This is a genomic window from Tissierella praeacuta (assembly GCF_040396155.1).
Lineage (GTDB): Bacteria > Bacillota > Clostridia > Tissierellales > Tissierellaceae > Tissierella > Tissierella praeacuta_A.
The window spans coordinates 19327-45601 of record NZ_JBEBOY010000008.1 but is presented as its reverse complement, the minus strand read 5'-3'; the positions used below and the strand labels follow the sequence as shown (position 1 = coordinate 45601).

23 protein-coding genes are annotated in these 26275 nt (G+C 29.2%); 5 read left to right on the top strand and 18 right to left on the bottom strand.

What is annotated here, in order from left to right:
* Positions 1-7 precede the first annotated feature (7 nt).
* Together ABWP20_RS05860 and yycF are read right to left on the bottom strand one after the other, a co-directional pair.
* Positions 8-1801, bottom strand: a complete 1794-nt coding sequence (locus ABWP20_RS05860; protein ID WP_353094664.1) for a sensor histidine kinase — start codon at positions 1799-1801, stop codon at positions 8-10.
* Between the two features lie 2 nt (positions 1802-1803).
* Positions 1804-2502 carry a response regulator YycF gene (gene yycF, locus ABWP20_RS05855; protein ID WP_353094662.1) on the bottom strand — a complete coding sequence of 233 codons (699 nt, stop codon included), beginning with the start codon at positions 2500-2502 and terminating at the stop codon, positions 1804-1806.
* A 320-nt stretch (positions 2503-2822) separates the two neighbouring features.
* Between yycF and ABWP20_RS05850 the strand changes: the two genes are divergently transcribed.
* Positions 2823-5510, top strand: a complete 2688-nt coding sequence (locus ABWP20_RS05850; protein WP_353094806.1) for a calcium-transporting P-type ATPase, PMR1-type — start codon at positions 2823-2825, stop codon at positions 5508-5510.
* A 173-nt stretch (positions 5511-5683) separates the two neighbouring features.
* On the top strand, positions 5684-6970 hold the full coding sequence (locus ABWP20_RS05845; protein ID WP_353094660.1) for a S8 family peptidase: 1287 nt from the start codon (positions 5684-5686) through the stop codon (positions 6968-6970).
* A gap of 92 nt (positions 6971-7062) precedes the next feature.
* Here the strand turns inward: ABWP20_RS05845 and ABWP20_RS05840 are convergent, their stop codons facing one another.
* On the bottom strand, positions 7063-8511 hold the full coding sequence (locus ABWP20_RS05840) for a peptidoglycan DD-metalloendopeptidase family protein (protein ID WP_353094658.1): 1449 nt from the start codon (positions 8509-8511) through the stop codon (positions 7063-7065).
* 339 nt (positions 8512-8850) lie between these two features.
* Here ABWP20_RS05840 and yyaC point away from each other — a divergent pair, with 339 nt between their 5' ends.
* Positions 8851-9444 carry a spore protease YyaC gene (yyaC, locus tag ABWP20_RS05835; RefSeq protein WP_353094656.1) on the top strand — a complete coding sequence of 198 codons (594 nt, stop codon included), beginning with the start codon at positions 8851-8853 and terminating at the stop codon, positions 9442-9444.
* A 29-nt stretch (positions 9445-9473) separates the two neighbouring features.
* On the opposite strand, the gene ABWP20_RS05830 is transcribed toward yyaC, so the two are convergent.
* The 13 genes from ABWP20_RS05830 to ABWP20_RS05770 form a co-directional block, all read right to left on the bottom strand.
* Entirely contained in the window at positions 9474-9992 is a 519-nt protein-coding gene (locus ABWP20_RS05830) for a DUF4446 family protein (RefSeq protein ID WP_353094654.1), read from the bottom strand.
* 15 nt (positions 9993-10007) lie between these two features.
* A complete protein-coding gene (locus ABWP20_RS05825; protein WP_353094652.1) occupies positions 10008-11150 on the bottom strand; it encodes an aminotransferase class V-fold PLP-dependent enzyme in 1143 nt (380 codons plus the stop codon).
* Between the two features lie 32 nt (positions 11151-11182).
* Entirely contained in the window at positions 11183-12907 is a 1725-nt protein-coding gene (gene ade / locus ABWP20_RS05820) for an adenine deaminase (RefSeq protein ID WP_353094650.1), read from the bottom strand.
* Between the two features lie 109 nt (positions 12908-13016).
* Positions 13017-13655, bottom strand: coding sequence for a cyclodeaminase/cyclohydrolase family protein (locus ABWP20_RS05815; protein WP_353094649.1), 639 nt, complete (start codon positions 13653-13655; stop codon positions 13017-13019).
* Between the two features lie 99 nt (positions 13656-13754).
* On the bottom strand, positions 13755-15107 hold the full coding sequence (locus ABWP20_RS05810; protein ID WP_353094647.1) for an alanine/glycine:cation symporter family protein: 1353 nt from the start codon (positions 15105-15107) through the stop codon (positions 13755-13757).
* Positions 15108-15454: 347 nt separating this feature from the next.
* Positions 15455-16351 (bottom strand): PhzF family phenazine biosynthesis protein, encoded by an 897-nt coding sequence (locus ABWP20_RS05805; RefSeq protein ID WP_353094645.1) that lies wholly within the window; start codon positions 16349-16351, stop codon positions 15455-15457.
* A 106-nt stretch (positions 16352-16457) separates the two neighbouring features.
* On the bottom strand, positions 16458-17318 hold the full coding sequence (locus tag ABWP20_RS05800) for a ParB/RepB/Spo0J family partition protein (RefSeq protein WP_353094643.1): 861 nt from the start codon (positions 17316-17318) through the stop codon (positions 16458-16460).
* A 4-nt stretch (positions 17319-17322) separates the two neighbouring features.
* Entirely contained in the window at positions 17323-18090 is a 768-nt protein-coding gene (locus tag ABWP20_RS05795) for a ParA family protein (protein ID WP_353094641.1), read from the bottom strand.
* Between the two features lie 438 nt (positions 18091-18528).
* Positions 18529-18888, bottom strand: a complete 360-nt coding sequence (locus ABWP20_RS05790) for a hypothetical protein (RefSeq protein WP_353094639.1) — start codon at positions 18886-18888, stop codon at positions 18529-18531.
* A 319-nt stretch (positions 18889-19207) separates the two neighbouring features.
* Positions 19208-19357, bottom strand: coding sequence for a hypothetical protein (locus ABWP20_RS05785; RefSeq protein WP_353094637.1), 150 nt, complete (start codon positions 19355-19357; stop codon positions 19208-19210).
* A gap of 415 nt (positions 19358-19772) precedes the next feature.
* Entirely contained in the window at positions 19773-20126 is a 354-nt protein-coding gene (locus tag ABWP20_RS05780) for a hypothetical protein (RefSeq protein WP_353094635.1), read from the bottom strand.
* 257 nt (positions 20127-20383) lie between these two features.
* Positions 20384-20857 carry a GNAT family N-acetyltransferase gene (locus ABWP20_RS05775; RefSeq protein ID WP_353094633.1) on the bottom strand — a complete coding sequence of 158 codons (474 nt, stop codon included), beginning with the start codon at positions 20855-20857 and terminating at the stop codon, positions 20384-20386.
* Positions 20858-21507: 650 nt separating this feature from the next.
* Entirely contained in the window at positions 21508-22326 is an 819-nt protein-coding gene (locus ABWP20_RS05770; RefSeq protein ID WP_353094631.1) for a VanW family protein, read from the bottom strand.
* A 332-nt stretch (positions 22327-22658) separates the two neighbouring features.
* Between ABWP20_RS05770 and ABWP20_RS05765 the strand changes: the two genes are divergently transcribed.
* Entirely contained in the window at positions 22659-23249 is a 591-nt protein-coding gene (locus tag ABWP20_RS05765; RefSeq protein ID WP_353094629.1) for a DsbA family oxidoreductase, read from the top strand.
* 307 nt (positions 23250-23556) lie between these two features.
* Here the strand turns inward: ABWP20_RS05765 and ABWP20_RS05760 are convergent, their stop codons facing one another.
* Together ABWP20_RS05760 and ABWP20_RS05755 are read right to left on the bottom strand one after the other, a co-directional pair.
* Positions 23557-24180 carry a nucleotidyltransferase family protein gene (locus ABWP20_RS05760; protein WP_353094627.1) on the bottom strand — a complete coding sequence of 208 codons (624 nt, stop codon included), beginning with the start codon at positions 24178-24180 and terminating at the stop codon, positions 23557-23559.
* Positions 24181-24727: 547 nt separating this feature from the next.
* Positions 24728-25369 (bottom strand): hypothetical protein, encoded by a 642-nt coding sequence (locus ABWP20_RS05755; RefSeq protein ID WP_353094625.1) that lies wholly within the window; start codon positions 25367-25369, stop codon positions 24728-24730.
* A gap of 296 nt (positions 25370-25665) precedes the next feature.
* Here ABWP20_RS05755 and ABWP20_RS05750 point away from each other — a divergent pair, with 296 nt between their 5' ends.
* The gene (locus tag ABWP20_RS05750; RefSeq protein WP_353094623.1) at positions 25666-26169 is read left to right on the top strand and encodes a DUF3888 domain-containing protein; all 504 of its coding nucleotides are present in this window, start codon (positions 25666-25668) and stop codon (positions 26167-26169) included.
* The last annotated feature ends 106 nt before the right edge of the window (positions 26170-26275 follow it).

The following is a 26275-nucleotide window of genomic DNA, read 5'->3' as shown; positions in this document are numbered from 1 at the left end:
AATTGAATTACACTTTATCAAAAGGTATCTTTATATCAACTGTAGTACCTTCATTAAAATTGCTCTTAAGTATAATTTCACCACCATGAGCCTCTATTATTTGCTTTGCAATAGAAAGCCCTAATCCAGTGCCTCCCGACTCTCTACTTCTTCCTTTTTCTACTCTATAAAATCTTTCAAAGATCCTGTTTTGATCCTCTTCTGGAATACCTATACCATTATCTTTTACTTCTATACTTATAAATTCACCTAGACGTCTTGAAGAAACCTCAATTCTTCCACCATCTTCTGTGTATTTGACAGCATTAGAAATTATATTTAGTATAACCTGTTCTAACCCATCTTTATCTATTACAATATTTGGCAAATCATTTTCTATATTTACAGCAACTTCATGTTTCTTTTCTTTAAAAGAAAATTCTAGTTTCAATAATATTTCATTTAAAAGCTCTTTTACACAGATACTTTGCTTTTTCCAAGCAGTTTTCTGATAATCCAAATTTGAAAGCTGTAATAAATCTTTTACAAGTCTAGTCATTCTATCACATTCATCGTCGATTACAGATAAAAATCTCTTTCCCATTTCATCATCTATACTATTATCCATTAAGGTTTCTGTATAACTCTTTATAGTTGTAATAGGTGTCTTTAATTCATGGGATACATTAGCTACAAATTCCTTTCTCATATTATCTAGTTTATGCTCATTCGTCATATCTTGAAACACTATAATAAGTCCACCAATATTATTTTTTTCATTTTTAAATGGAGCATATTTTACCTTATAAACATGACTATCCGTCTCTAGAGTTCGAGCACCATCTAGAGTAGTTTCATCATCATAATTAATACCTTCAAGATTTATAAGCTTTAAAGAAATCATCTCTCTAAAAGTGCTTCCTGATTCTAAAATCTTACCTTGACCTGATTGTAATATATCTATAGCAATTGGATTTGCATGTATTATATTTCCATTAATATCTACTGCTATAACCCCTTCTGCCATGTAATTAAATATTGTATCTAATTTGGACCTCTCTAAATCCATTTCCTGTATTGTATCTTTTAATTTTAATGTTAGATGATTGAACATACTGGCTAACTGACCAATTTCATCATCTGATTTTACCTCAACAAACTGTTTAAAATTTCCCATAGCCATTTCTTCTGCCTTATTAGTTACATCTCTAATAGGCTCAGTGATACTTGATGCTATTAGATATCCTAAGAATACAGTAATGACCAATGCCATAACAGTCGCATTCGCTATTATCTTTTTTGATTCATTAACTGTTACATATACATTCTGCAAATCAGATACCATATATATTACTCCCTTAACCTTACCTACTCCCGTTAGAACTGGGTAGGCCATATGATTCTCTTTAATTTCTTTTGCAACTTTGCTTGCCTTTTCTCCCCGATAAAAAGCATCTACTATTAAAGTCGGATCAAGTCTAGAGTACAAAGCATTTTGTCCAATTACTTCCTTATATTCTTTTGATGATGATGCTATTATAGTTGGAAGGTCTTCATCATATATTACATATAATATCTCATTGTTACCTCTCCAGTCATTTAATGTCTGTTGTATTTCTGATTGCACACTAAGCCAATCATCTTCTGCCAGATATGAAGATGACTCTATTATAGTTTGTATATCTTGTTCCATAGAACTAGTAATATTTGCTGTTTGCTGCGTCTCTAATCTTCCAATGATAAATATACCTACTATGACCATGGCAATAAATACTAGTAAAAAATAAACTACGATAAATCTCCATTTTATACTAGCAAACATAGTTAAGCCCTCCTGAAGTAATAGCCTACACCTCGTTTTGTTAAGATATATTTAAAATCTCCACTATTATCCTCTATTTTTTCTCTTAATCTTCTGACTGTAACATCTACAGTTCTAATATCTCCATAATACTCATATCCCCAAACTTCTTCTAATAATTGTTCTCTTGAAAACACTTGATTAGAACTAGAAGCTAAGAATTTTAGTAGCTCGTATTCCCTAAGAGTAAGATCTATAATATCTTCACCCTTTTTAACTTCATATTTATTTAAATCTATTGTTAACTCTTCCGAAATAATCATGTCATTTAAATCATTTGCATTAGATGCATTAGAAAAATCTACTCTTCTTAAATTAGCCTTTACTCTTGCAATTAATTCCCTCATACTAAATGGCTTAGTGATATAATCGTCAGCACCAAGCTCTAAACCTAGTACCTTATCCACTTCCTCTTCTTTTGCAGTAAGCATTATAACTGGGAATTTATATTTAGTCCTGATTTCTCTTAAAACCTGAAATCCATCTTTCTTTGGCATCATAATATCTAAAATGGCCAAATCTGGAATAAACTCATCAACAGCTTGTACCCCTTCTTCGCCATCATAAGCAGTTTGTACACTATAGCCTTCCTTTTCTAGGTTGAATTTTATTATGTCCGCGATTGCTTTTTCATCATCAACCACTAGTATCTTATTATACATATTGAATCACTCCAATTAATTATTCCCACATACTTAGATTATCTAACAAAGAGGATTTATTGTCAAATATTTATTGCATTTTGGTTATCTTTTACAATATTTATCTTGAATTTATTATGACTTTGCTATATAATAATAGCACTAGAAGGGGAGTAGCTTAAAAACAGTTAGTCGTCAATACGGAATTTCCCGGCTAACTACCTAGTATTTTTTAGGAAGCAAGACCTTTGGTTAAATTAAATAATTTAACCAAAGGTCTTTTTTGTTTTATTTTACTTCTAGGTGGTATACTATTTATAAGATTTGGAAGGAAGGGGATAATTTTGAAAGAATGGTATAGTGAAAGTAAAGAAGAAATATTATCAGAATTAAATACCAACATTAATTCCGGCTTAACAAAAGATGAAGTAACCCTCAGATTGGAGAAATACGGTCCTAATGATTTGAAAGAAGAAGATAAGAAAAGTTTTCTTTCCAAAATTATAGCACAATTTTCAGATTTTCTTATTCTGATTTTAATAGGTGCTGCTATCATCTCTTTTGCTGTTGGTAAATCAAAGGATGCTATAGTTATAATAGCTATAGTCATTGTCAATGCTTTTCTAGGAATATATCAAGAAGGAAAGGCTGAAAAAGCATTAGATGCGCTTAAAAAAATGTCCTCCCCTAATGCTAAGGTTATTAGAAATGGTGTTACTGAATTGGTTCCTGCAAATTCTTTGGTTCCAGGAGATATTGTGGTTCTAGATGCTGGGGATATAATACCTGCTGATTTAAGGCTTATAGAAAGTTCTAATTTGAAAATTGAAGAAGCTTCATTAACTGGTGAATCTGTACCTGTTGAAAAGGATAGTAATGTTACTTTTCAAGGTGAAATATCCTTAGGCGACAGAAAAAATATGGCTTATATGAGTACTGCTGTTACTTATGGTAGAGGAAAAGGTATAGTTATAGGTACTGGCCATGACACTGAAATTGGAAAAATAGCTACAATGATTCAATCCTTTGAAGACGAAGTAACTCCTTTACAAAAACAATTAAATCAACTTGGTAAGGTATTAGGTTTCACTACTATAATTATTTGTATTGCTGTATTTATTATGGGAATGCTTCAAGGTAGAGAAGCTTTAGAAATGTTTATGGTAGCTATAAGTTTAGCAGTAGCAGCTATTCCTGAGGGGCTGCCAGCTATTGTAACTATTGTTTTAGCCATAGGTATGAATCGAATGGTTAAACGCCATGCAATCGTTAAAAAACTTTTAGCAGTTGAAACTTTAGGCTCTACTACAATTATTTGTTCTGACAAGACTGGTACATTAACTCAAAACGAAATGACTGTCGTTAAAGTTTTTACAGATGGAAAGATAATAGATGTAACTGGAGGAGGATATGAGCCAGTAGGAGAATTTAAACTGGAAGGAGATAATATAGATATAGAAAATATAGGTGATTTACAGACTCTCCTTTCAATATCTGCATTGGCTAATGATGCTAATTTAGATAAATCATCTGAAGGATACAAGGTTATTGGTGACCCTACAGAAGGAGCTTTAATCACATTAGCTGGAAAAGCTAATATTGGGAAAGATTCTATAAATAGAACTTTTCCTAGAATAGAAGAAATTCCTTTTGATTCAGATAGAAAAATGATGACAACTTTCCATAAAGATTATATACCTAATAAGGTCGTTTCCTTTACTAAAGGCGCTCCAGATATAATTATCAACAGATGTACTCGTATTAGTGAGGATGGCAAAATCATAGATTTTGATGATAATCTAAAAAAAGAAGTATTGAAAGTAAATAGTCTTTTCTCTAAGGATGCTTTAAGAGTATTGGCCTTTGCATATAAAGAATATAATACATTACCTGATAATATATCTCCTGAGTCTAACGAAATAGATATGATATTTGTAGGACTAGTTGGTATGATAGACCCTGCAAGACCAGAAGCTAAGGATGCTATAGCTAAATGTAAAGAAGCAGGTATACAAACCGTTATGATAACTGGAGATTATAAGGAAACTGCCTTTGCCATAGCAAAGGAACTTGGAATGGCTGATTCCATAGATGAAGCTATGATGGGAGAAGAATTAAATAAAATCTCAGATGAAGAATTGAAAGAAGTTGTAAAAGATGTAAAAGTCTATGCTAGAGTTTCACCAGAACATAAAGTAAGAATAGTAAGTGCACTAAAAGCTAACGGTGAAATAACTGCTATGACTGGTGATGGAGTAAATGACGCCTTAGCCCTAAAAAGAGCTGATATTGGTGTATCCATGGGAATTACTGGCACAGATGTGGCTAAAAATACAGCCGAATTAATTTTAACTGACGACAACTTTGCATCTATTGTATCAGCAGTAGAAGAAGGTAGAATAATTTATAGCAATATTAAGAAATTTGTTTTCTTCTTGCTATCTTGTAATATAGGAGAAATATTTTTAGTATTTATCAGTATATTGTTAAATCTACCAGTACCTTTATTACCAATACAATTATTGTGGTTAAATTTAGTTACTGATAGTTTTCCTGCATTAGCTTTAGGCGTTGAAAAAGGCGATCCTGATATTATGAAAATTTCTCCTAGGAATCCTAATGAGCCTATTCTCACTAAGAATATGTTTGTAAGAATAGTATTTCAAAGCTTAGCAGTAGGTATAGCATCTTTACTTGCCTATAGATGGGGACTTGTTACCTATGCAGATAATATAGATAAGGCGAGAACAATAGTCTTTACATCTTTAATAACAGCAGAATTGTTACGTGCTTACTCCAGCAGATCTCAAAGATATACTTTATTTAAAATAGGATTCTTCTCAAATAAAACTTTAGTATATGGAACTACATTTTCATTTATTCTGCTGCTTGGAGTTCTATATATACCATTTATGCAACCAATATTTAATACATTTTCTCTTGGGTTAAAGGATTGGGCAGCAATATTGGAATATGCTTTCATTCCTCTAATAGTTGGAGAAATAAGTAAAATATTTATTAAAAAATAAAAACATTAATGACTAACATATTATAAAGCTTTAGTTAACAATAATTCAAACTTATTACTCTAAATAAGTTTCATAAAAGACTTCCTAATATAATAATTTTTCAATGGAAGTCTTTTATACTTTTTGGCACATTTTATTTTTTTGTAGCATAGAATAGACCAAGGAAGGTGGTAATGGTGAAGAAAATAATAAATACAAAACTTTGCCCTATTCTAAGTGCAAAAATAATGTCTCAATCAATGGAAAATGTGCCTGTAATCGTACAATTTAACGATAGTGGATCAAATCTTAAAAAGAATATTAATAATTTATCTAATAAAGTCAAATCCAATTTACCTTTAATAGATGGATTTGCTGGACTTATGTCTACAGAAACCATATATCGAATTGTAAGTAGTCCTGAGATAGAATACATTAGCTTTGACTCAAAAATATATACTTTATTAGATATTGCAAGCCCAGCTATGGATGCATATTTTCCACATGATAAAGGATATGAGGGTGAAGGCATCACTGTAGCTGTAATAGATACGGGAGTAGCTCCTCATTATGATTTAACAAAACCCCATAATAGAATAATTGGATTTAAAGATATAGTTAATAATAAGGAAAATCCATATGATGATAATGGACACGGAACTCATGTTGCTGGCATTATTGCAGGAAATGGGTTTTCTTCTAATGGAAAATATACAGGAATAGCTCCAAAGGCGAGTATATTAGGTATTAAAGCATTAGATGAAAATGGCGGTGGAAGCACTTCTGATATAATTGCTGCCATATCATATATAGTGGAAACCAAAGACAAATATAATACAAAAGTAATAAATCTTTCTTTAGGAACTCCTGCAAATAATACTTGTGACAAGGATCCTTTATGTAAAGCTGTAGATAAAGCAATAAAAGCTGGACTAATAGTCATTACTGCTGCAGGAAACAGTGGTCCCGAAGAGGGCACTATTCTTTCACCAGGAATTAATAGAAATGCAATAACAGTTGGAGCTGTTGATGATAAAAGGACAATAGATACATCTGATGATACCATTGCTCCTTTCTCTAGCAGAGGTCCAACTATAGAAGGATTAATGAAACCTGATATTGTAGCACCTGGAGTAAATATAAAATCTTTATCTAACACTAAATTAGATAGCTATTCTTCATTAAGTGGTACATCTATGGCTACACCATTAGTTTCAGGATCTGTTGCTCTTTTATTAAATAAACATGGTAATCTTTCACCACAAGAAATAAAAGATAAAATTACTTCTTCTTGTATAGATTTAAATGAGTCAAAGGCAAATCAAGGAGCTGGTATGTTAAATCTAAAAAGTTTATTTGTAGATAATTTTAGAGACATAGAAAAAAATATCCCTCTAAATCCTATGGACTCCAAGGGAGATTTCTTTGAAAGCATTATTATGATATTAATTATATTGTTTTTACTAGACTCTAGAATTTAAGACATTTCTTGCCTTATATTTAATACATTTATATTGTATTTTGTTATTTAACTATGTATTTCAAAAATTAATAGAGGAAGCTAATGCTTCCTCTATTTTAAATAACTACTTGGATTATAGTTTTTTCCATTTTTCAATACTTCAAAATGAAGATGTGAACCTGTAGACCTTCCTGTGCTACCAACATTTGCTATATGTTGACCTTTATACACCTTATCTCCAGTCTTTACTAATATCTTACTGCAATGACCATATCTAGTTTTAAAACCGTTTCCATGATCAATTTCAACTAAATTACCAAATGCACCTCTATATCCTGCATATACTACCTTGCCTCCATCTGCTGCTTTTATAGGAGTACCTGTTTTTGCTGCAATATCAAGTCCATTGTGCATTCTTCCATTTCTCATACCATATCTAGAAGATACGCTTCCTCTAGTAGGCATTGCAAAGGCACCCGTAGCAACAGTTCTTGGAACTTCTTTAGTCCCTTTAACTATTAGCTCATTAACCGGATTTTGAACTATATCTTCTTTTAAAATCTCTTTTTCTACTACAACACCATTATGTTTTATTTCATTTGCTAGTATCTTTTTCTCTCCATCAACACCTGCTACCTTAGTTTTCTTCTCATTTTTATACATATTATCATTATATTCAATTTCTGTTTCATAGTTTATTCTCTCTGTATATTCTACTTCTTCCATAGTAGATACTGTAATAACAGGCCTTGATACAACTAATTTTACCTCATCACCTATTTGTATTCTTTCAGGTGTTTTATCTGGATTGGCTGTTATTAAATCATCAACTGATAAATTATAAATTTTTGCTATTGTCCAAAAACTTTCTCCTACTTCTACAGTATGAGTTTTTATCTCCTCTGAACCTGTTAATAAATGATTATACAAATCTTCTGCATTACCAATTCTATATAATGGTATTTCTTTTTTAGCTATTTCAATGTCTTCAATTAACTTCATTTCTTTTATATCCGTACCTTCTTCAACACCATTTACATAAGGCTCTTTTATTCTATCAATTACATCTTCAATTTCTTTTTTTGTTTTCAATGCCCCTATTTCTACATCGTTAACCTTTAGTACATATCCATATACTAGAAAACTCATCTTTGATTTAATTTCTTTTTTTAGTTCTTTATTAGAAGTTATGGCATCATCCTTTGCCCTTACTTCTTCAAATCTAATCCCTTTATCCAATACTATATCTATATCATATGTATCTGCTAATTCTGTTTCCAAAGCATTAAGTATTTCTGTAACTTCTTCCTGTTGTCTTACAATACCTATCTTATCATTGCCAAGATAAATATCAAATGCTCTCATTCTAATTTGATAAGCTTTATATCCTGTAATACTCAATGCTATTATTGATATAATCATTAACCCAGCTAATGACATTTTCATATTTATGTTTTTTAAATTTATATTTTTAAATTCGATTTCTCTACAATAGTTGACAATTTTATCTATACGGTTTTTTAAATTCATCAATTTTCCCCTTAAATTGGGTTTTTCCATATCCCTGCCTCCTAATCTAAAATTATTTAAACCATAATTGTAATCATTCTGTAACAATTATATCATAGATTAATTTTTTTTCAACATTATAGCATGTCTATTTAACCTTATTATAATCTATTTACCATAATTTATACATTTACCAGTATTATAGATATTTCAACATATTTATGCATTTGTTATTAGATAAAAAAAACATAGTCGAAATTATTACAAAATCTTAACATCTCATCTTATTCTGAGTATAACAGTATTTATATTAAATTTAAGGCAATACTTTTAATATCCTTTATCTTTAACAAAAATGGATAAAACAAATATAAAAAATAGGAGGGCATGATGAGTATATTTAATAAAAATAATTATATAGATTCATCTTCACCTTTTGCTTTATCTAAATTCTCGGATCTAGTTTTCAAATATCTATCTGAAGAATATACTAATAACAAAGATTTAATTATACTCTGTATAGGAACAGATAGATCTACAGGTGATTCTCTTGGTCCCCTAGTTGGACATAAATTATTACCTATAATGAAAAACTACAAAGATGTGAATCTAATAGGCACTTTAGAAAAACCTATACATGCTCAAAATCTTGAGGAAACCATTAGTAGAATAGACAAAGATTATAACAGCCCCTTCGTTGTTGCCATAGATTCTTCTCTTGGTAAACATGACCGAATAGGGTATTTATCAATTAAAAATTCTCCATTAAATCCTGGTGCAGGCGTAAACAAAGTATTACCTTCAGTCGGAGACATAGCCATTACTGGAATTGTAAATATTAGTGGAATGATGGAATTTATGGTATTACAAAATACTAGATTATCTTTAGTAATGAATATGGCGGATATTATATCTAAGAGCATTTATTTATCTCTCTCTAGATTATATAGTGAAAAAAACAAATCATATATATTAGAAAGGTAGCCAATTGGCTACCTTTCTAATATATATGATTAAATAATTTTTTCCTTAGACTCACCTATTAAAGCCCTATCTATGGCTTGTATTTCCTCTACTGATAGGGGATAAATAGATTTACCAAATTTAATTGGCTTCGCATAACTTGTGGTATGTTCCCTCCCATAAATACTGGTGAGTACAAAACCATTTTGGAACTTGTCCAATAGGGCAATGGAAAAGCTTAGGTCAGAACCCATATCACCAAAGGCATTATACCTTACAAATCCAACTTTCTGAATGGCAAAGGCTAACTTAGTTTCAATACTTTCTATCTCCTTATCTATATTATTCATATTCTCACGGACATTTTTAAGCTCTTCATTAGTTTTTATTAAAAGTTGTTCAATATTTACACCTTTAACGCCTCTGACAAGCTCATTATATTTATCTTTTGTCCTTGATATTCTTATTTCAGCTATTAAATATAATAATATTAATATAAAAAATGCTGCCATAAGCCCTATCATAATTTCTATATTGTATAATGCCACAAGTTCTCGTAGCTGAACCATATAATTTCCCCTCTCTTATACTTCCTTTGCAATTTCCTTTAATGCCTTAACGGCAAACTCTATTTCTTCATGGGTATTTTCATATCCGAAACTAAATCTGACTACACCTTGTTCAAAAGTTCCAATAGTCTTATGAGCCAATGGAGCACAGTGAAGCCCTGGTCTTACTGCAATATCATATTTATCATCTAAAGTATAACTTACCTCTGATGAATCTGCATCTTTTATATTTAAAGCAACTACTGGCGCATGAAGTCCCTTCTCTAAAGGCCCATATAGTATAACTCCATCTACTTTTCCTGCTTCTTCAATAAAATGCATTGTAAGCTCTTCTTCTTTTTTTCTAATATTATCTATTCCCTTTTCAAATATATATTTAATACCAGAACCAAGTCCTATTATACCAGGTGCATTTGGTGTACCAGATTCAAATTTATCTGGAACTAAATCTGGCTGCTCAAGTGAATGAGAAATACTACCAGTACCTCCTTGGAAAATTTCACTTAATTCTACACCTTCTCTAATATAAAGTCCACCAGTACCTTGAGGTCCTAGCAAACTTTTATGTCCAGGAAAGGCAAGAAGGTCTATATTCATTTTCTCAACATCTATATCATATACACCAGCTGACTGAGCACCATCTACTAAATATATTATTCCATGTTTCTTTGCAATCTGACCAATAGTCTCTATATCCATTATACTTCCTGTTAGGTTAGATATATGAGTGGTTACAATCATCTTAGTTTCAGGTCTAATACTGTCTTCAATATCTTTTGGATTTACTATTCCTCTAGAGTCTGCTTTTACTATAGTGTTCTTTATTCCTAATCTACTTAAAAAAGTAATAGGTCTCAAAACAGAATTATGTTCCATAGATGTTGTAATTACATGATCTCCTTGTTTTAAAACTCCCTTAATAGCTGTATTTAAACTTTCTGTACAATTAAAGGTAAATATTACATTCATTGGGTTTTTTATATTGAACAATTTACTAATCTGAGATCTTGTATCAAATATTCCTCTGCTAGCTTGTAATGCTTTTTTGTGACCGGATCTTCCAGGGTTGGCTCCATATTCTATCATAGCCTCCATTATAGTATCATAAACTATCTTTGGCTTTGGATAAGATGTTGCAGCATTATCAAAATATACCATAAAATCACTCCTATTTTAAAAATAATTCTACATTAACCTTCATTATAAACTTTAACAAAATCAAATTTCTCCACATCAAATAAGCCCATATCTGTAAGCTTTAATTTTGGTATTACAGGCAATGCCATAAATGCTAAGGTCATAAAAGGATCTATATTTTTATTTACATTCAATCTATTATAAGATAAATCTATCATTTCCTTTAGAATAAAATTAGTCTCTTCAATAGGCTTAGATGTCATTATACCACCAATTTCTAAAGGTAAGCTTTTTAGTACTTCTTCATTAGATACAATTGTAAGTCCTCCACCAATTTTCTCTAATTCTTTTATTGCAGCTAAAATATCCTTATCGTTATCCCCTATAACTATCATATTATGTGAATCATGACCAATTGTTGACCCTATAGCTCCATTTTTTAATTTAAAATTTTCAATAAGTCCAACACCTATATTTCCAGTAGCAAAATGTCTTTCAACTACTATAATTTTCAAAATATCATCATTGGAAAATTTAAAATATCCATTATCTATATCCACTTCTTTTATTGTTCTTTCAGTAACTAAGCTATCATCCATTACACTTATTATATTAGCTTTATTAGTTTTCATAGGAATTTGAATATCTTCCGTATTTACATCTTTTATCTTTACAGATTTAGTCATACTTTCGGGTAAATAAAACTTAGAATCAAATAAAACCATATTATTTTCCGAAACTAAATTCCCATTCTTAAATACCTTTAATATATTAAAATCATTTAAATTATCTATTACTACTAAATCAGCTATATATCCAGGTGCTATAGCTCCCTTACCCCTTAATCCATAACATTCCGATGGATTTAAAGTAGCCATTCTAATGGCATCAATTGGATTAATTCCAAGGCTTATTGCTAATTTAATATTAAAGTCTATACTACCTTCATAAATTAAATCTTCAGGATGTCTGTCATCAGTACAAAATAAAAATCGTCTCAAATTATCTTTGTTTACTGCTTTGATTATATTTCTTAAATCTTTTGCTGCTGAGCCTTCTCTTACAAGGACATACATACCTAGTCTAATACGATTCATTACTTCCTCTATTGTAGAGCATTCATGTTCTGTCTTTATGCCTGCAGCAACATAAGCATTTAAATCATTGTCCTTAATCATAGGCCCATGACCATCTACTATTTTATTTTTAAATAAAGCCAACTTATCTAATACATTCTCATTTGCAGATATAACTCCAGGATAATTCATCATTTCTCCCAGACCTATTACAGTTTCTTCATTTAATAACTCCTTTAAATCCTCCGCCTGTAATATTGAACCTGAATTTTCAAAATCCGTTGCAGGCACGCAACTAGGCAGCATTATGCAAACATCTAATGGGGTATTTTTACTATCATCAATTATATATCTTATACCTTCTATTCCTTTAACATTTGCTATCTCGTGGGGATCAGCTATTATTGTAGTTACACCCCTAGATAATATTACCCTAGCAAATTGTGATGGAGAAGACATAGATGATTCTATATGAACATGACTATCTATAAATCCAGGGGATAAATATTTACCTTTTAAATCTATTTCCTTCTCACCATGATATTCTCCTATTCCCACTATCCTACCACTATCAATGGCCACGTCTCCCTCAATTATCTCACCAGTAAAAACATTTATTATATTTGCATTTTTGAGTACTAACTGTGAATCTTCTATACCCTTTGCCTTAACTATAAGACTCTTAAGTTCCTCCTTAAACATGCCATCCCCCCCAAAGTTTTTAATAATGAAGATTATTTTATATTTATACTACTATTATAATACAATATTTCTATGAGTAAATAAAGAGAAAGAGAAGGGTTTCCTTCTCTTATCCTAATCTTTTATATACTATGCCTAATAAATTCTCTTTTAATTTTTTCCCTTCATTTAAAATACTATCTACCTTAGTTGAAATCTCTTTTTTAAATTCCTCATCTTTAATACTGCCTAAGTTAATAGTTACATTAAACAACGCACCTTCTAAACCAGAATATGCTAGTAATGTACCTACCCCAACGTCTGTAATAGCGTTAACATTACCATAATTAGCAAAAACTTCTTGTAGCTCTAATATTCTTAAACATTTTTCCGCACATCTTAAAGGAACTTCCAGAGCTACCTTATATCCTTCTTGAATTGCTTTTGTTCTTGCCATCTTTTCTTCATCTGTTCCTTTTGGAAGTTTAAAAGCTTCCATTACCTTATCGAAGGCTTTTGTATCTTCATCTACAATACCAGTTAAATCTTCAGTAAGCTTTTCAACTTCTTTTGAGTTCTTAGATATCTCTGATTTGATTTCTTCTGAAAGTTCTTCATATGCCTTTTTCCCAACAGTTAAATTATTGACCATATTAGTCAATGCTCCTCCAAGACTTCCCACTAAAGCAGCTACACTTCCACCTCCTGGAGTAGGCTCCCCACTAGCTGTAGCAGCTATGTATTCCTTTAGGCTTTTATTTATAAACATATATACATACACCTCCTAGTTGTATTTTACTATATATTGTAAAAAAAGGGAACAATGAATGTTCCCTTTTAACAATCTTCTATCTATTATAAATTTATATCATATATTATTTCTTTGTTTAATAAAAGTAGTATCATAATCTTTTACTATAGCAGCAGCTTGAGGTGCTAATATTAAAAGACCTATTAAGTTAGGAATAACCATTAAACCATTAAACATATCTGCCATATTCCATACTACTTCTACTTTCAGGAATGAACCTAGAATAATAAAACCAAGTACTGCTATTCTATAAAATTTTACAGCTTTAGCACCAAATAAATATTTAATATTTGCTTCTCCAAAGAAATACCATCCTATTATAGTAGTAAATGCAAAGAAGAATAAACTAATTGCTATGAAATTTAGTCCAAATTTTCCAAGACCTATTTCAAATGCTGTTTGAGTCATTTCTATACCTGTAAGTCCTAGTTCATTAGCTCCTGTAATTATGTTAATTAATGCAGTAACAGTACAAATAACCAATGTATCTATTATAACTCCAACCATAGCAACCATACCTTGCTGTGCAGGATGGTCTACCTTTGCAACTGCATGGGCATGTGGTGTTGAACCCATACCCGCTTCGTTGGAAAACAGTCCTCTTGCGATACCATATCTAGCTGCTTGCTTCATTGTAACACCTAAAGCCCCACCAACTGCTGCCTGAGTAGTAAATGCACCTGCAAATATACTCTTAAATGCTGGTCCTATAGCTGAAGGATTTTTAAATACTATTACAAAGCTACCAATAATATATAATAGAGCCATAAATGGTACTACTAATTCTGCGAAGCTAGCAATTCTACTCATCCCGCCTATTAATATAAGAGCCGCAAATATAGCTGTCATAACTCCTATAACAGCTTTGTTAATTCCAAACGCAGCATTAACAGCTGTTGATATTGAATTTGATTGTACCATATTACCAACAAATCCTAATGCTATTATTATTGTAACAGCAAAGAACCCTGCTAAAAATTTGCTTTTTACACCCTTAGATAAATAGTATGCAGGACCTCCCGTAACCTCATCACCAGATCTATCTGCATATTTTTGTGCAAGTACTGCTTCTCCAAAGTTTGTAGCCATACCAAGTATTGCAGATACCCACATCCAGAAAATAGCTCCTGGGCCTCCAGCTGCTATTGCTGTTGCTACACCTGCTAAATTACCTGTACCCACCTGTGCTGCTACTGCAGTAGCCAAAGCTTGAAAAGATGTCATTCCATCTGCATCAGCTTTTTTATCTTTTTTAAAGATTCCACCAAAAGCTTGTTTAAACCCTGGACCTACTTTGCTAATTTGTGGGATTCCTAGTCTAAAAGTATAATAAATTCCTGTGAATAATAGAGCATATACTAGGAACTTATCCCATAAAAAGCCGTTTACTACATTAACAAATGACTGCATTAAACCTTCCTCCTTTATAGTATAATAAATTTTTATGACACACTTTTTAATATATCATTATTTTATAGCTTTGTAAACTTGTTTCGTTAATTTTTTTACAATGCCATAATATATTCCATCCATTTATCTTATATTACCTATATTCCACAAAAGTGATTCACTTTGTAAGTAAATTATCAATAACTATTTCTTCCATTAATATAATCCTATGTTCGAGGCTCTAAATATATTTTTTAAATATGACTTTTCATATTTAATTCAATGAATCATTTGAACTCTTACTTTTCAAATTTAGTATTCAAAAATTTTTTAAATAAAAAATCAACCTAGAATTAGGTTGATTCAGATTATATGTATATAGTCCCTTTTATGACTATATTAGCATTTCCACCGACTTTAATTATTGATTTTCTATTTTCTTCTTCAATTTTACAATATATTGTGCTTGGTCTATTTATAGATTCACCTTGATAAGATATTATATTATTATTTTGAATTAGATTATTCTTTTTTAAAAAATAGATTAATGCACCATTAGATGTTCCAGTTGCAGATTCTTCATCAATTCCAACTAAAGGTGCAAAGTTTCTCGTATATACAAATCTAGAATTTATCTCTGGTAGATAAAAGGCATGAACCCCTATTACATCTAAATCTTTAGAAACATTTGCTAATTCCCTCATATCAATATCCAAGCAATCTAATACTTCTTTTTTATTTATAGGCAATATAATATCTGGAAGCCCTGTAGATATTATTTCTGGATATATTATATTATCCCAAACTCCTACATCTTCCATATTTATCCTCATGGATTTAAGTAAAGGAGATATATTATTAATTACACTTATTTCTTTTGGAGTAGTTTGTTCCATAAGTACTTTGTCTACATTATTATCTTTAAATACTATGTCAACTGCTAATCTACCTGCTTTTGTGTCTTGATAAACTATTTTTATTCCATTATCAATGGATTTTATATATCCAAGTTTAGTTAAAGTATAAAATGTAGCGATAGTAGCATGTCCACATAAATCTACCTCACAAACTGGAGTAAAGAACCTTACTGTAAATAAATCATCGTATTTTGAAGTAACAAATGCTGTTTCAGATAGACTCATTTCCTTGGCAATATTTTGCATTATATCTTCTGTTAAATTTTCAGCATCTAATACTACTCCTGCTGGATTCCCCCCAAAAGCCTTATTAGAGAAAGCATCTACTTGATATATATTTATTTCCATAAATAATTCTCCTTTCAAAATTTAAGATTTTTTAATATCCCATTTAATATCCCATTAATGAAAGAATTTCAGTCTTTAGTGATTCTCTTTCTATTACCTATAATGCTTATTTTGTTAGAATATCTATAATCCGCTCTAAATCCTCATATCCATAATATTCTATTTCAATTTTACCTTTTTTATTTCCTTGTACTAAATTAACCTTTGTACCTAATGTTCTCATTAAACTTTCTTCTACTTCTACTGTATGCGAATCTTTTAAATTTTTATTATCAGCATTCTTAGGTGTTGAAGATTTCTTATTAGTCATTTCTTCTACTTGTCTAACATTGAGATTATCTTTCACTATCTTTTCAGCAACTATTAATTGTTGTTGTTTATCTTTAATACCTAATAAAGCTTTACCATGTCCAGATGTTAATTTCCCTTTAGATATATAATCTATAATTTTTTCTTCCAGATTTAAAAGTCTAACAGTATTTGCTATATGGGACCTAGATTTTCCCATTTCATTTGCTAGTTCTTCCTGCTTTAGATTATAATCCTTCATCAACTTTTTATATGCTAAGGCTTCCTCTATGGGGTTTAAATCTTCTCTTTGCAAATTTTCAATTAAAGCAATTTTCGCTGACATTTCCGTATCTATATCCTTTAATATACAAGGGATTTCATTTAACCCAGCATCTTTACATGCCCTAAATCGTCTTTCACCTGCAATTATTTCATATTTATCTTTTATTTTTCTAACTATAATCGGTTGTATTAGTCCATGTGTTTTTATAGAATTAGTTAAATCTGATAGTGCATCCTCGTGGAATTCTTGCCTCGGCTGGTTTTTATTAGGTATAATTAGATCTATATCTATGTTTTCAATAGACTCCTTTGCTATATTATCATCTTCAATGCTTATTTCCTCAGATATTAAAGCAGATAGACCCTTACCCAACCCTCTTTTTTTCACACTCATATCATCACTCCTCAGATAATTCTAGAAACTCTTCGGCCAACTCCATATAAGCCTCTGCTCCTTTTGATTTAGAATCGTAGTCCATAATAGATAATCCATAGCTTGGAGCTTCAGCTAATCTAACATTTCTAGGAATAAGACTTACATAAACCTTTCCCTTAAAAAAACTCTTTACTTCATCTACTACCTGTATGGATAAGTTTGTCCTACCATCAAACATACTAAGAACAACTCCCTCTATTTCCAAATTAGGATTTAGACCTTTTTTTACAAGTTTTATTGTTTCAAATAATTGACTTACGCCTTCTAATGCATAATACTCACATTGGATAGGAATGATTACACTATTAGAGGCAACTAATCCTATTACAGAAAGTATGCCTAATGATGGAGGGCAATCTATGAAAATATAATCATATTTATCCTTGATGCTTTTCAATTTATCTATTAGTATATTTTCCCAACTTCCCTCTCTGGCTAATTCTATTTCTAAACCTGCCAATTCGTTATTTGAGCCAATTATGCTTACTCCTTCTGCTGAAGTTTCAATAATAGCATCATTTAAATCCACATTATTTACTAAGACATCATAAATAATAGGATGTCCACCATTTTTCTCTACTCCTAACCCTGATGTTGAATTCCCCTGGGGATCAATATCAATTACAAGAATCTTTTTCCCTAGCTTTCCTAAACCTGCACTTAAATTTATGGTGGTTGTAGTCTTTCCAACACCACCTTTTTGATTAAATATGGATATAACCTTACCCAAAAAACCACCACCTAATATTTATCTTGTTACCTATATAATATCAGATTATTTTAATATTTGAAAGAAATCTTTAATGTTCCACGTGAAACATTTGAAATTTATAGATAAAAATAGATCAGTCAAAAAAATCTCTCCACTTTTAAATTTAATAGCACTACGCTATAAAATATAAATGATCTACATTTTATAAAAAGTGTATCTCTTTAGTTACAATATATTTTCATCTTTTAATTCTTTTATTGCCTTTTTTACAGCAATTTTAATCATAAAGTATAGAATTATTGCTGGTATACCTATATATAGGCAATAAAAATAAAATGGTAGATAAAGTTGCAGATAAAATTTCCATTATCTAAACTCCTCCTTAAAATTTAAATTAGCTTCATATAAAGCTACACATATAACTCTAAACATCCGTTTCTAAGAACTATTTATTTCCTATTCTTCCATTAGCCTTATATCATCCATAGTCAAATCATTTGGAATTAAAATGTAAGATATAGCAAAAAATAAAATTACTATTGATAACATAAAAGAAACTGTCAACAACAATCCTTGCTTCCATGTTTCCAATGTAGCTTCATGGTATGAAATATCAAACTTTTTATCTAAAATATATCTATAAATAAAAGTAGATAATATGACTCCAATAGAAAGTAAAATATTTTTTATTTTTAATTTAATTCTTAATTTATCACTTATTTCATATACATTATTTTTTATTTTTATTCGATTTGGATTTCTATTATAACCAGCAACTCCACCAAACATTAATTGCTTCTTTAATGAATTTTTCATAAATTCTCCTTTCTAAGATAGTTGGCTAACCTCTCTTATCTAATTAATTCCTTTAATGTATTGGATCTATAACGCTTATTTATACTTAAGTATTCTCCAAATCAATACTAATAAAAGCCCTATTACACCGCCAATATTTTTTGCTATTGACTTACCTTCTTTCTTCATTATAAATGTTTTGACTAATAATCCTATTTCAATGAATAAAATTGAGGAAATTATTGTAATTTTACTAAAAAATGGTGAAAATCCCTTGTTTGAAATTAAAACAATTTATGAAGAATGAATTTTAATTTCATAATTAATTTAGAAATTAATGCTAATTATTCATAACATATAAAACTCCACTCAAGATTACACCTACCACTAAAAAAATCCAATTCTTAGATATTAAATAATAAGTACATCCTAGGCATACCCAAATTAAACTAGGTGCTATATTTCTATCCCCACTTCTATTTTTCGCCATCTTATCTCCCCCAAAATAACAAACTATAATAAAATTATCCTTACTTTACATTGTTTTGCAGCTGATGCATTTTATATAAATGATGTAAAAAGCCTTAACCAATCCATACTGAGCCAAAAATCTCCCCCACATACGATATCTGGTGATGTTCCGTACTCATCAACATAGATTCCCATATTCCAACAGTTTCACCGAAATTAAAAATGATGCACTACTAAGTATAAAAATAATAAAATCAATATATTTTTTCTTATATTGACCTTCATTCAATTTATATTAGCACAGACTATGTAAATTATCTAACATAAATATTTATTATCAAATTAATATTACGACTGTTGTGCTACTTTTTATGAAAATACGGCATAATGTAATCCTAAGATAATCCTCATGATGCGAGATTTACAATTCTTTATCAGTAAAGGTTAATATGACTACCTGCACTATTACACGAATCAAAATAGTCTTGAAGAGAGTAGTTTCTCATACTTCTAACACTATCATAAACCATAAGAGCAACAGGGATTTCTTTATTAATTTCTATTTTATGGAATTCCTGTAAAAAGTCTTTATTATATGCCATTGTTTCTACATCAAGTATGATTTCATCTGTTTTATATAAAGTTCTTCCACCGGCATTTATATTGAAATAACTCCGCAACCAATAATGCTCCAAATTTTCGCCGCCTTCAAGCCTATAAGCATTTACATTTAAAGTTATTGCTTCTTTTGGTGCATGAAAAGAAATAATGTGTGAGTTCCCTTCCATTCCGAAAGACTGCAATATATATTTTTCACTTTCTGATAATTCGTAGGGTAGAATCCCTTCCTTCGTCAAGAGTTTAGGTGAATCTGTCCTGTTTCAACAAGCAACTAAAGCCATTACAATAGTAAATATTAATATTAGTGAAGAAAGTTTTTTACTTTTCATAACAACTACCTCCTAGTATATAAATAATCTTTATTTCACATTTATCTACTGATTGCCCATATAATATAAAGATTACGAATCAGATTTATCATTTTTTATTGTATTGTATATTCCATATAATAAAATTCGTCTTTACCACTAAATGTATCTTTTATATATTTATCTTTAATCGCAAATCCTACATCTAGATAACATTTTATTGCCCTTTTATTGAAGGATCTTACTTCAAGTGTCATTGGATATTGAGGATATCTTTTCCTAGACTCTTCTATTAATAGCTTCATTATATCTTTGCCGTAACCTTTGCCACAAAAAGTGGGCTTCAATCCTATACCAATAATACTTTTACTACAATTATTTGTAATCCTTCCATACGCAATTAACTCATCATTATAAACTATTCCTATAAACTCATCTTCCCTTTTTTCTTTTATTGATAAATCCCACCCATTTTTAACTACCGTATTGTAGTCTAAAAAATTATAAATAGCATATTCTTTTTCATATTTCCAATTACAAATTTCTATTGCATACTCCTCAGTTAATTCTCTTATAATATAATTTCTCATAGATTAATTCCCTCTTTATAAATAATTTCTATATGAACATAATAAAATCATTTAAAATATTATTTTATATTTCAATAACATGCCTCCATATTGTTTGCGTTATATTCTACTAGCATCATTATATTAAGCCGAATTTTCCCATCAATAATTACTCCTTAGTATCGCTAAACCCCTGAATACCATTTTAAGAAAATTAATTATATTTATTAAGAAATATTTTACGTCATCATCCTATCCATCATTTGTTTTTTTCACACTAGCTTTTTCATACAATTAACAAACAACAATATTATTTTTTATGTAAACAAAAACAATCTACAAATATCCGTTAGCTTGCATAAGTTCTTTATATTAGTAATAATCTGAAAGGTAATACCTTGCCTTTGTTATCAAGCCGATTAAGCTCATATCCGTAGGCAGAACTAATTATCTTATTATTTTCATTTACTGCGACTATAGCCTTATAACTCTTTTCTAAAATTTCTCTATGCTTTTCTATACTTTGGAGATTTGACCATCAATCAAAAAATCCTTATCCTATTTCTAAACATCTTGAATCTGGAGAGTACATTTTATACTGAATCATATTTTTAACTCTTATACATTATTTCCTAAGATAATAACAAATCATTAATGTTCCACGTGAAACATTAATCATTATATTTCCCTTCTTGTAAAAATGGAGCATACATCATAATTGCATGATTCTCTGTTATATATTCATCTTCTATTAAGTTTCCTTCAAAGTCATATCTTTTTCTATATAGCATATTATGTCTAGTATATCCTCCCCAAAATTCAGGCTGTATCTTATGATCTTTCTCATAAACTTCATATGTATATATTGGTTTTGATATACTTCTCCATTCTCCATATAAATATTCTTGTCCTACTTCTACATATATCTGATAGGGTTCATCTGTTTCATTTCTTATTATCAAATCTCTATAATTATAAACACAAGTTGCACCGCTTCCAAATGGCTGAGTTCTATTAGAATCTGGGAAAACATCATAGCTGTGTCTATATCTCTCTACAACTGTTAATGGTGTATGTATTGTCATCCAGTATATAAGATTTGATAATTGACACAATCCACCACCTACTCCAGGCTTAAATTTACCTAAAAATAATATCATACCATCCTCATAACCTTTTCTTTTCGTAGGTTTACCTATTAATTTCCAATAGGAAAATGTCTCTCCTGGATTTATTATTATTTTATTTAATTTTTCAGTTGCAATTCTTAGGTTAATAATTTTATTATATTGCAAATACATATCTACATCTTTTAATTCCCTTATTAATGGAGTCTTATGTGTGAATTGTATATATGGTAATAATGTATTGGATTTTCTATTTGAAAATTTTAATCCTCCAAATATCCAATAAAGATATCTTTTAAAGGTATAATAACTTCTACCAGCTATTAATCTGAATCTCGACCTTTTAATAGGTTTCAAATCCATTTAATTCACCCATTTCTCTTATTATATTTTTTAACAACTAAGTTTAATAAAAAAATTTATGAAATATAATCTATCATTGCTACAAGAAAGAAATAAATAATATATGATTTTGCAAATATTATTATAATTTTTATTTATTTTTGTTACCTATCCCTTTTAATATGGATTATATCTATATTTATCTTATCATATAATTTAATTTATTTGGTAACTTAAACCTAAATTATAATGATAATGTAAAAATATGAAATCGTTAATAAAAACTATGGTTGTTAATTATCTTTTATTTATGGGTATATATTAATTAAATATAAAGTAGGGGAAGTGATTTTATGACTAATATAAAAATATTTTCAGACTTTGCATGTCCATTTTGCTATATAGGATTCTCCATTGCTAATAAATTGATGCAAGAATTTCCTAATGTGAATATTGAATGGATTCCTTATGAATTAGATCCTGACTTATCCTTAAAAGGAAAGGATTTAACTAATTATATTCCACAAAACCAAATAGACATGAGCTTTAAAAGAATTGAAAGATTAGGCTCAGAATATGGGCTAATATATAATAACAAAACTAGAAAATTTAACACTCATAGACTACATCAGGCTGCTCTTTATGCCAATGAAAAGAATAAGTATTACGAATTTGCCAAAGAAGCATTTAAAACTATATTTAAATATGGTAAAAATATTGGGGACCCTTTGATGATTAATGAAATAGGGTTAATAACAGGACTGGATATATTAGAAATGAATGACTATATTGACAATGGTAATTTTAATGAAATAATGAAAGAATCTAAAAATCTAGTATCCCTTTATGATATAGATAGCATACCTACATTTATTGTAGATAATAATAAAAAAGTAACCCTGTTGAAGGATTACAATAAATTTAAAAAAGATTTATTAGAATAATTATATTGCTTATTTTAATAATTATAGCCTATTGTCTTAATTACAATTAGAGCTTAATCCTATATATACAGATTCTTTTATATTTTTATTCTTCTAACAACTATTAAAGTATAATTGACTGCTTAATTTATTTATGGGAGATAAGGCTAAATTCAAAAATAGACTATGTTTTAAAATATTGTTGAAATTTCATGCCTTTTGAATACAAATTTACAAGATAATCTCCCTTAATTAGTTTTTTATGAAAACTAGAATATAAATTTTCACTCTTATATCATAAAATATGAACTGCATTAATTTATCTAAACTAACTTTCCCATGGAATAATTTTTAAATCTGGCCATTTCTTTAACCAGCTTGACACTTTGTCTTCATAAATCTGTTTATTTATTTGTGATTTATTTGCCCGTACAATTTTTCCAAACAAATCATTTAATCCAAATGGAGCATATACCTTCAATTTATTATCTTTTCCTCTTCTAACTCCAATTGATGTAGCAGTTGTAGGCCATGTATTTAAAGCAGATTCAAGAGACTTATATGGTTCAATATTATATCCAAAATGATTTTTATACCATAGATGAACTCTTGCTTGATTCTTTACATCCACTTCGATTTTTAAATCCGAACAAAGTTCTTTTACTTTTAAAATAATTCTATTTTCAGACTCAAAATCTAAATTATCATCAAAATAGACAAAATCTATATCTTTTATTCCATATTCTAAAGGATTATCAGAAAGATAATTCCAAACTGTTTGTGTAATGCAGCCAGCACCTATATAGTAATCATCATAGTAATCATCTATATCTAACAATCTTGCTCGTTCAATGGCTATATTAATAATTTCGTTTGACATAATAATACTTTCTAATACTTCTAATTGTAAATGGATATCTAAATTATAGCCATTTAGTAACTCATGTTTCATCTAATAACCTCCTTTAAATCCTGTATTTTGTTATATTTCTTTAAGATATATTATTTTCATAATCATAGGATGCATTGGATTAAAATATAAAATCTTTAATCTTTACAAATTCTTTGCCGTGTTCAAACAACTGTAACTTCTTAACCAAATACATATAATCCACTAATATATTTAATTACAGTAGTATTAAATACAATCATCAACTTGTTTAATTTCCTGTATACATCATTCATATATTGAATATAGGAAACTCCTTCTTTATACATTCCTCTTTTAATATGCTTGTATTCTAATAAATACTTTTAAATACTTTGTAAGTTAAGCATAACTTTTTTGACTATCTATTATAATCATAGCAATATAAACCTGTTCATCAAATATACTTATTTTAAAAAAGACTTTAGATTTCCTTTGGCAAATCTAAAGTCTTTGATCTCTATTATTAATTAGTCTAACTGTGGTCTAATATGAGTATTTTTTCTAAATATGAATATAGCTGCTCTTATTGTAATATCCATAGTTTATGAATGATATCTATTACTACATTCTATTCTTCAGCATCTTCCAATTCCATATATTTTAGAAAATCCTTTAAATCCTTATCCATAAAATTAATTTCCCATAATCCTCCACTTATGGCTTTTGTAAAATCATCATCTACATTAATCTTCCAATTTTCCCCGTCCTTTTGTAAGGATATCTTAATATCAGAAGTTATTTGTTTATCTTCTGCATTTTTAACTGCCTCAATATAGGGATTATCGGCATCTAAATAGTTTAACATATCAAACTTAATCTTATTTAAATCACGATTTGAAATCTTAGCTTGGATAATTGCCATATTCTCATCTTCTTGAATATCTTCTATCTCGTAAGACATATATTTGGTTACATACTGAATATATTTCTTATCTTCTTCATCCACATTATCTCCAAATAAAATATTATCCGTATATACTATAGGCCCTTTTCTGAATTCAGGATAAATAACATAACTATTAAAAGTCTTAGTATCAGCTTCTTTCAATGCTGCTAAAGCCGTTTCCAAAGTTTCTTGAGGAGTTAATATTTTAAGAATTTCATCTGAGACTGAATCTACATTATTTTCTACGTCATTTGAACACGCAGATAAGAAAATAGAAATTACTATACTAAATAGTACTAGAGAAAACACAATAGTTTTTTTCAATAATTCTTCACTCCTTTTAAATTATATTTTCTATTTATATAATCCAATTTAATATTATAACATAATCTACTAAAAATATCATTTTAAAAATACTCTATATTATATAATTCCATGAAATGGATTTAAAGGGTTTATAAGCCAATTTCAGAGTTTTAATATTCAAGCATACCCATTGTATTATTTTTTATTTTAAACGCAATTAAATCGCAAAATACAGCCTCAGTTTTAGAGGTTTATTTTTAAGAAATTATTTTTTAGGGCATAATATTATAACTAGATAATTGGGAGGATAGATTATGAAAAAAAATATTATAATAATTTTTCTATTATCTTTATTAATTGGATTATTTAATATCTCTATTTTGGAAAAAAGAAACATCAATAAACATGAATTTAATAATCAACTTATTTTCAATAATATTCAGATGGCAGATGAAAAACAAGAAGAAAAGTTATATAAAAATCTTTTTATTACTCTAATTCATCCTCATGTAGAAAATGCAATAAATGAATATTATGATGAATATTTTATAGAAGCTCTTAGAGTTGAACCTTGGTATTACAATTTCCTAAGTATAGAAAATATGCCAAATTCCAATTACTCATATATAATACAATTAGAGATAAGTCCATTTATTGGACCTCATTTAACAGTGGGAGTAGATCACATTACCTTGAAAATGAATCTTAATGGAGTAATTATAGAAAAATTTGAACATATTGAAAGCCATCAACTTCCACAGCATTATCAATATATTTTGAAAAAAGAATATCCACCTATTAATCTGAAATCTCTTTAACAAAATAATGTTCCGTATGGAACATTATTTTTTCTATCTATTAAATTCTATAATATGTACTTACCTATATGAATATATATATTTTATACAGGTATTTATAATTCAA

Coding starts and splice junctions, on each gene's coding strand:
- ABWP20_RS05785 (WP_353094637.1), bottom strand. CDS start 19,357: ATGGCGAAAAATAGAAGTGGGGATAGAAATATAGCACCTAGTTTAATT.
- ABWP20_RS05770 (WP_353094631.1), bottom strand. CDS start 22,326: ATGGATTTGAAACCTATTAAAAGGTCGAGATTCAGATTAATAGCTGGT.
- ABWP20_RS05800 (WP_353094643.1), bottom strand. CDS start 17,318: ATGAGTGTGAAAAAAAGAGGGTTGGGTAAGGGTCTATCTGCTTTAATA.
- ABWP20_RS05765 (WP_353094629.1), top strand. CDS start 22,659: ATGACTAATATAAAAATATTTTCAGACTTTGCATGTCCATTTTGCTAT.
- ABWP20_RS05830 (WP_353094654.1), bottom strand. CDS start 9,992: ATGGTTCAGCTACGAGAACTTGTGGCATTATACAATATAGAAATTATG.
- ABWP20_RS05750 (WP_353094623.1), top strand. CDS start 25,666: ATGAAAAAAAATATTATAATAATTTTTCTATTATCTTTATTAATTGGA.
- ABWP20_RS05815 (WP_353094649.1), bottom strand. CDS start 13,655: ATGTTTATAAATAAAAGCCTAAAGGAATACATAGCTGCTACAGCTAGT.
- ABWP20_RS05825 (WP_353094652.1), bottom strand. CDS start 11,150: ATGGTATATTTTGATAATGCTGCAACATCTTATCCAAAGCCAAAGATA.
- ABWP20_RS05860 (WP_353094664.1), bottom strand. CDS start 1,801: ATGTTTGCTAGTATAAAATGGAGATTTATCGTAGTTTATTTTTTACTA.
- ABWP20_RS05810 (WP_353094647.1), bottom strand. CDS start 15,107: ATGCAGTCATTTGTTAATGTAGTAAACGGCTTTTTATGGGATAAGTTC.
- ABWP20_RS05790 (WP_353094639.1), bottom strand. CDS start 18,888: ATGAAAAATTCATTAAAGAAGCAATTAATGTTTGGTGGAGTTGCTGGT.
- ABWP20_RS05845 (WP_353094660.1), top strand. CDS start 5,684: ATGGTGAAGAAAATAATAAATACAAAACTTTGCCCTATTCTAAGTGCA.
- ABWP20_RS05805 (WP_353094645.1), bottom strand. CDS start 16,351: ATGGAAATAAATATATATCAAGTAGATGCTTTCTCTAATAAGGCTTTT.
- ade (WP_353094650.1), bottom strand. CDS start 12,907: ATGTTTAAGGAGGAACTTAAGAGTCTTATAGTTAAGGCAAAGGGTATA.
- ABWP20_RS05760 (WP_353094627.1), bottom strand. CDS start 24,180: ATGAAACATGAGTTACTAAATGGCTATAATTTAGATATCCATTTACAA.
- ABWP20_RS05780 (WP_353094635.1), bottom strand. CDS start 20,126: ATGGAAGGGAACTCACACATTATTTCTTTTCATGCACCAAAAGAAGCA.
- yyaC (WP_353094656.1), top strand. CDS start 8,851: ATGAGTATATTTAATAAAAATAATTATATAGATTCATCTTCACCTTTT.
- ABWP20_RS05840 (WP_353094658.1), bottom strand. CDS start 8,511: ATGGAAAAACCCAATTTAAGGGGAAAATTGATGAATTTAAAAAACCGT.
- yycF (WP_353094662.1), bottom strand. CDS start 2,502: ATGTATAATAAGATACTAGTGGTTGATGATGAAAAAGCAATCGCGGAC.
- ABWP20_RS05775 (WP_353094633.1), bottom strand. CDS start 20,857: ATGAGAAATTATATTATAAGAGAATTAACTGAGGAGTATGCAATAGAA.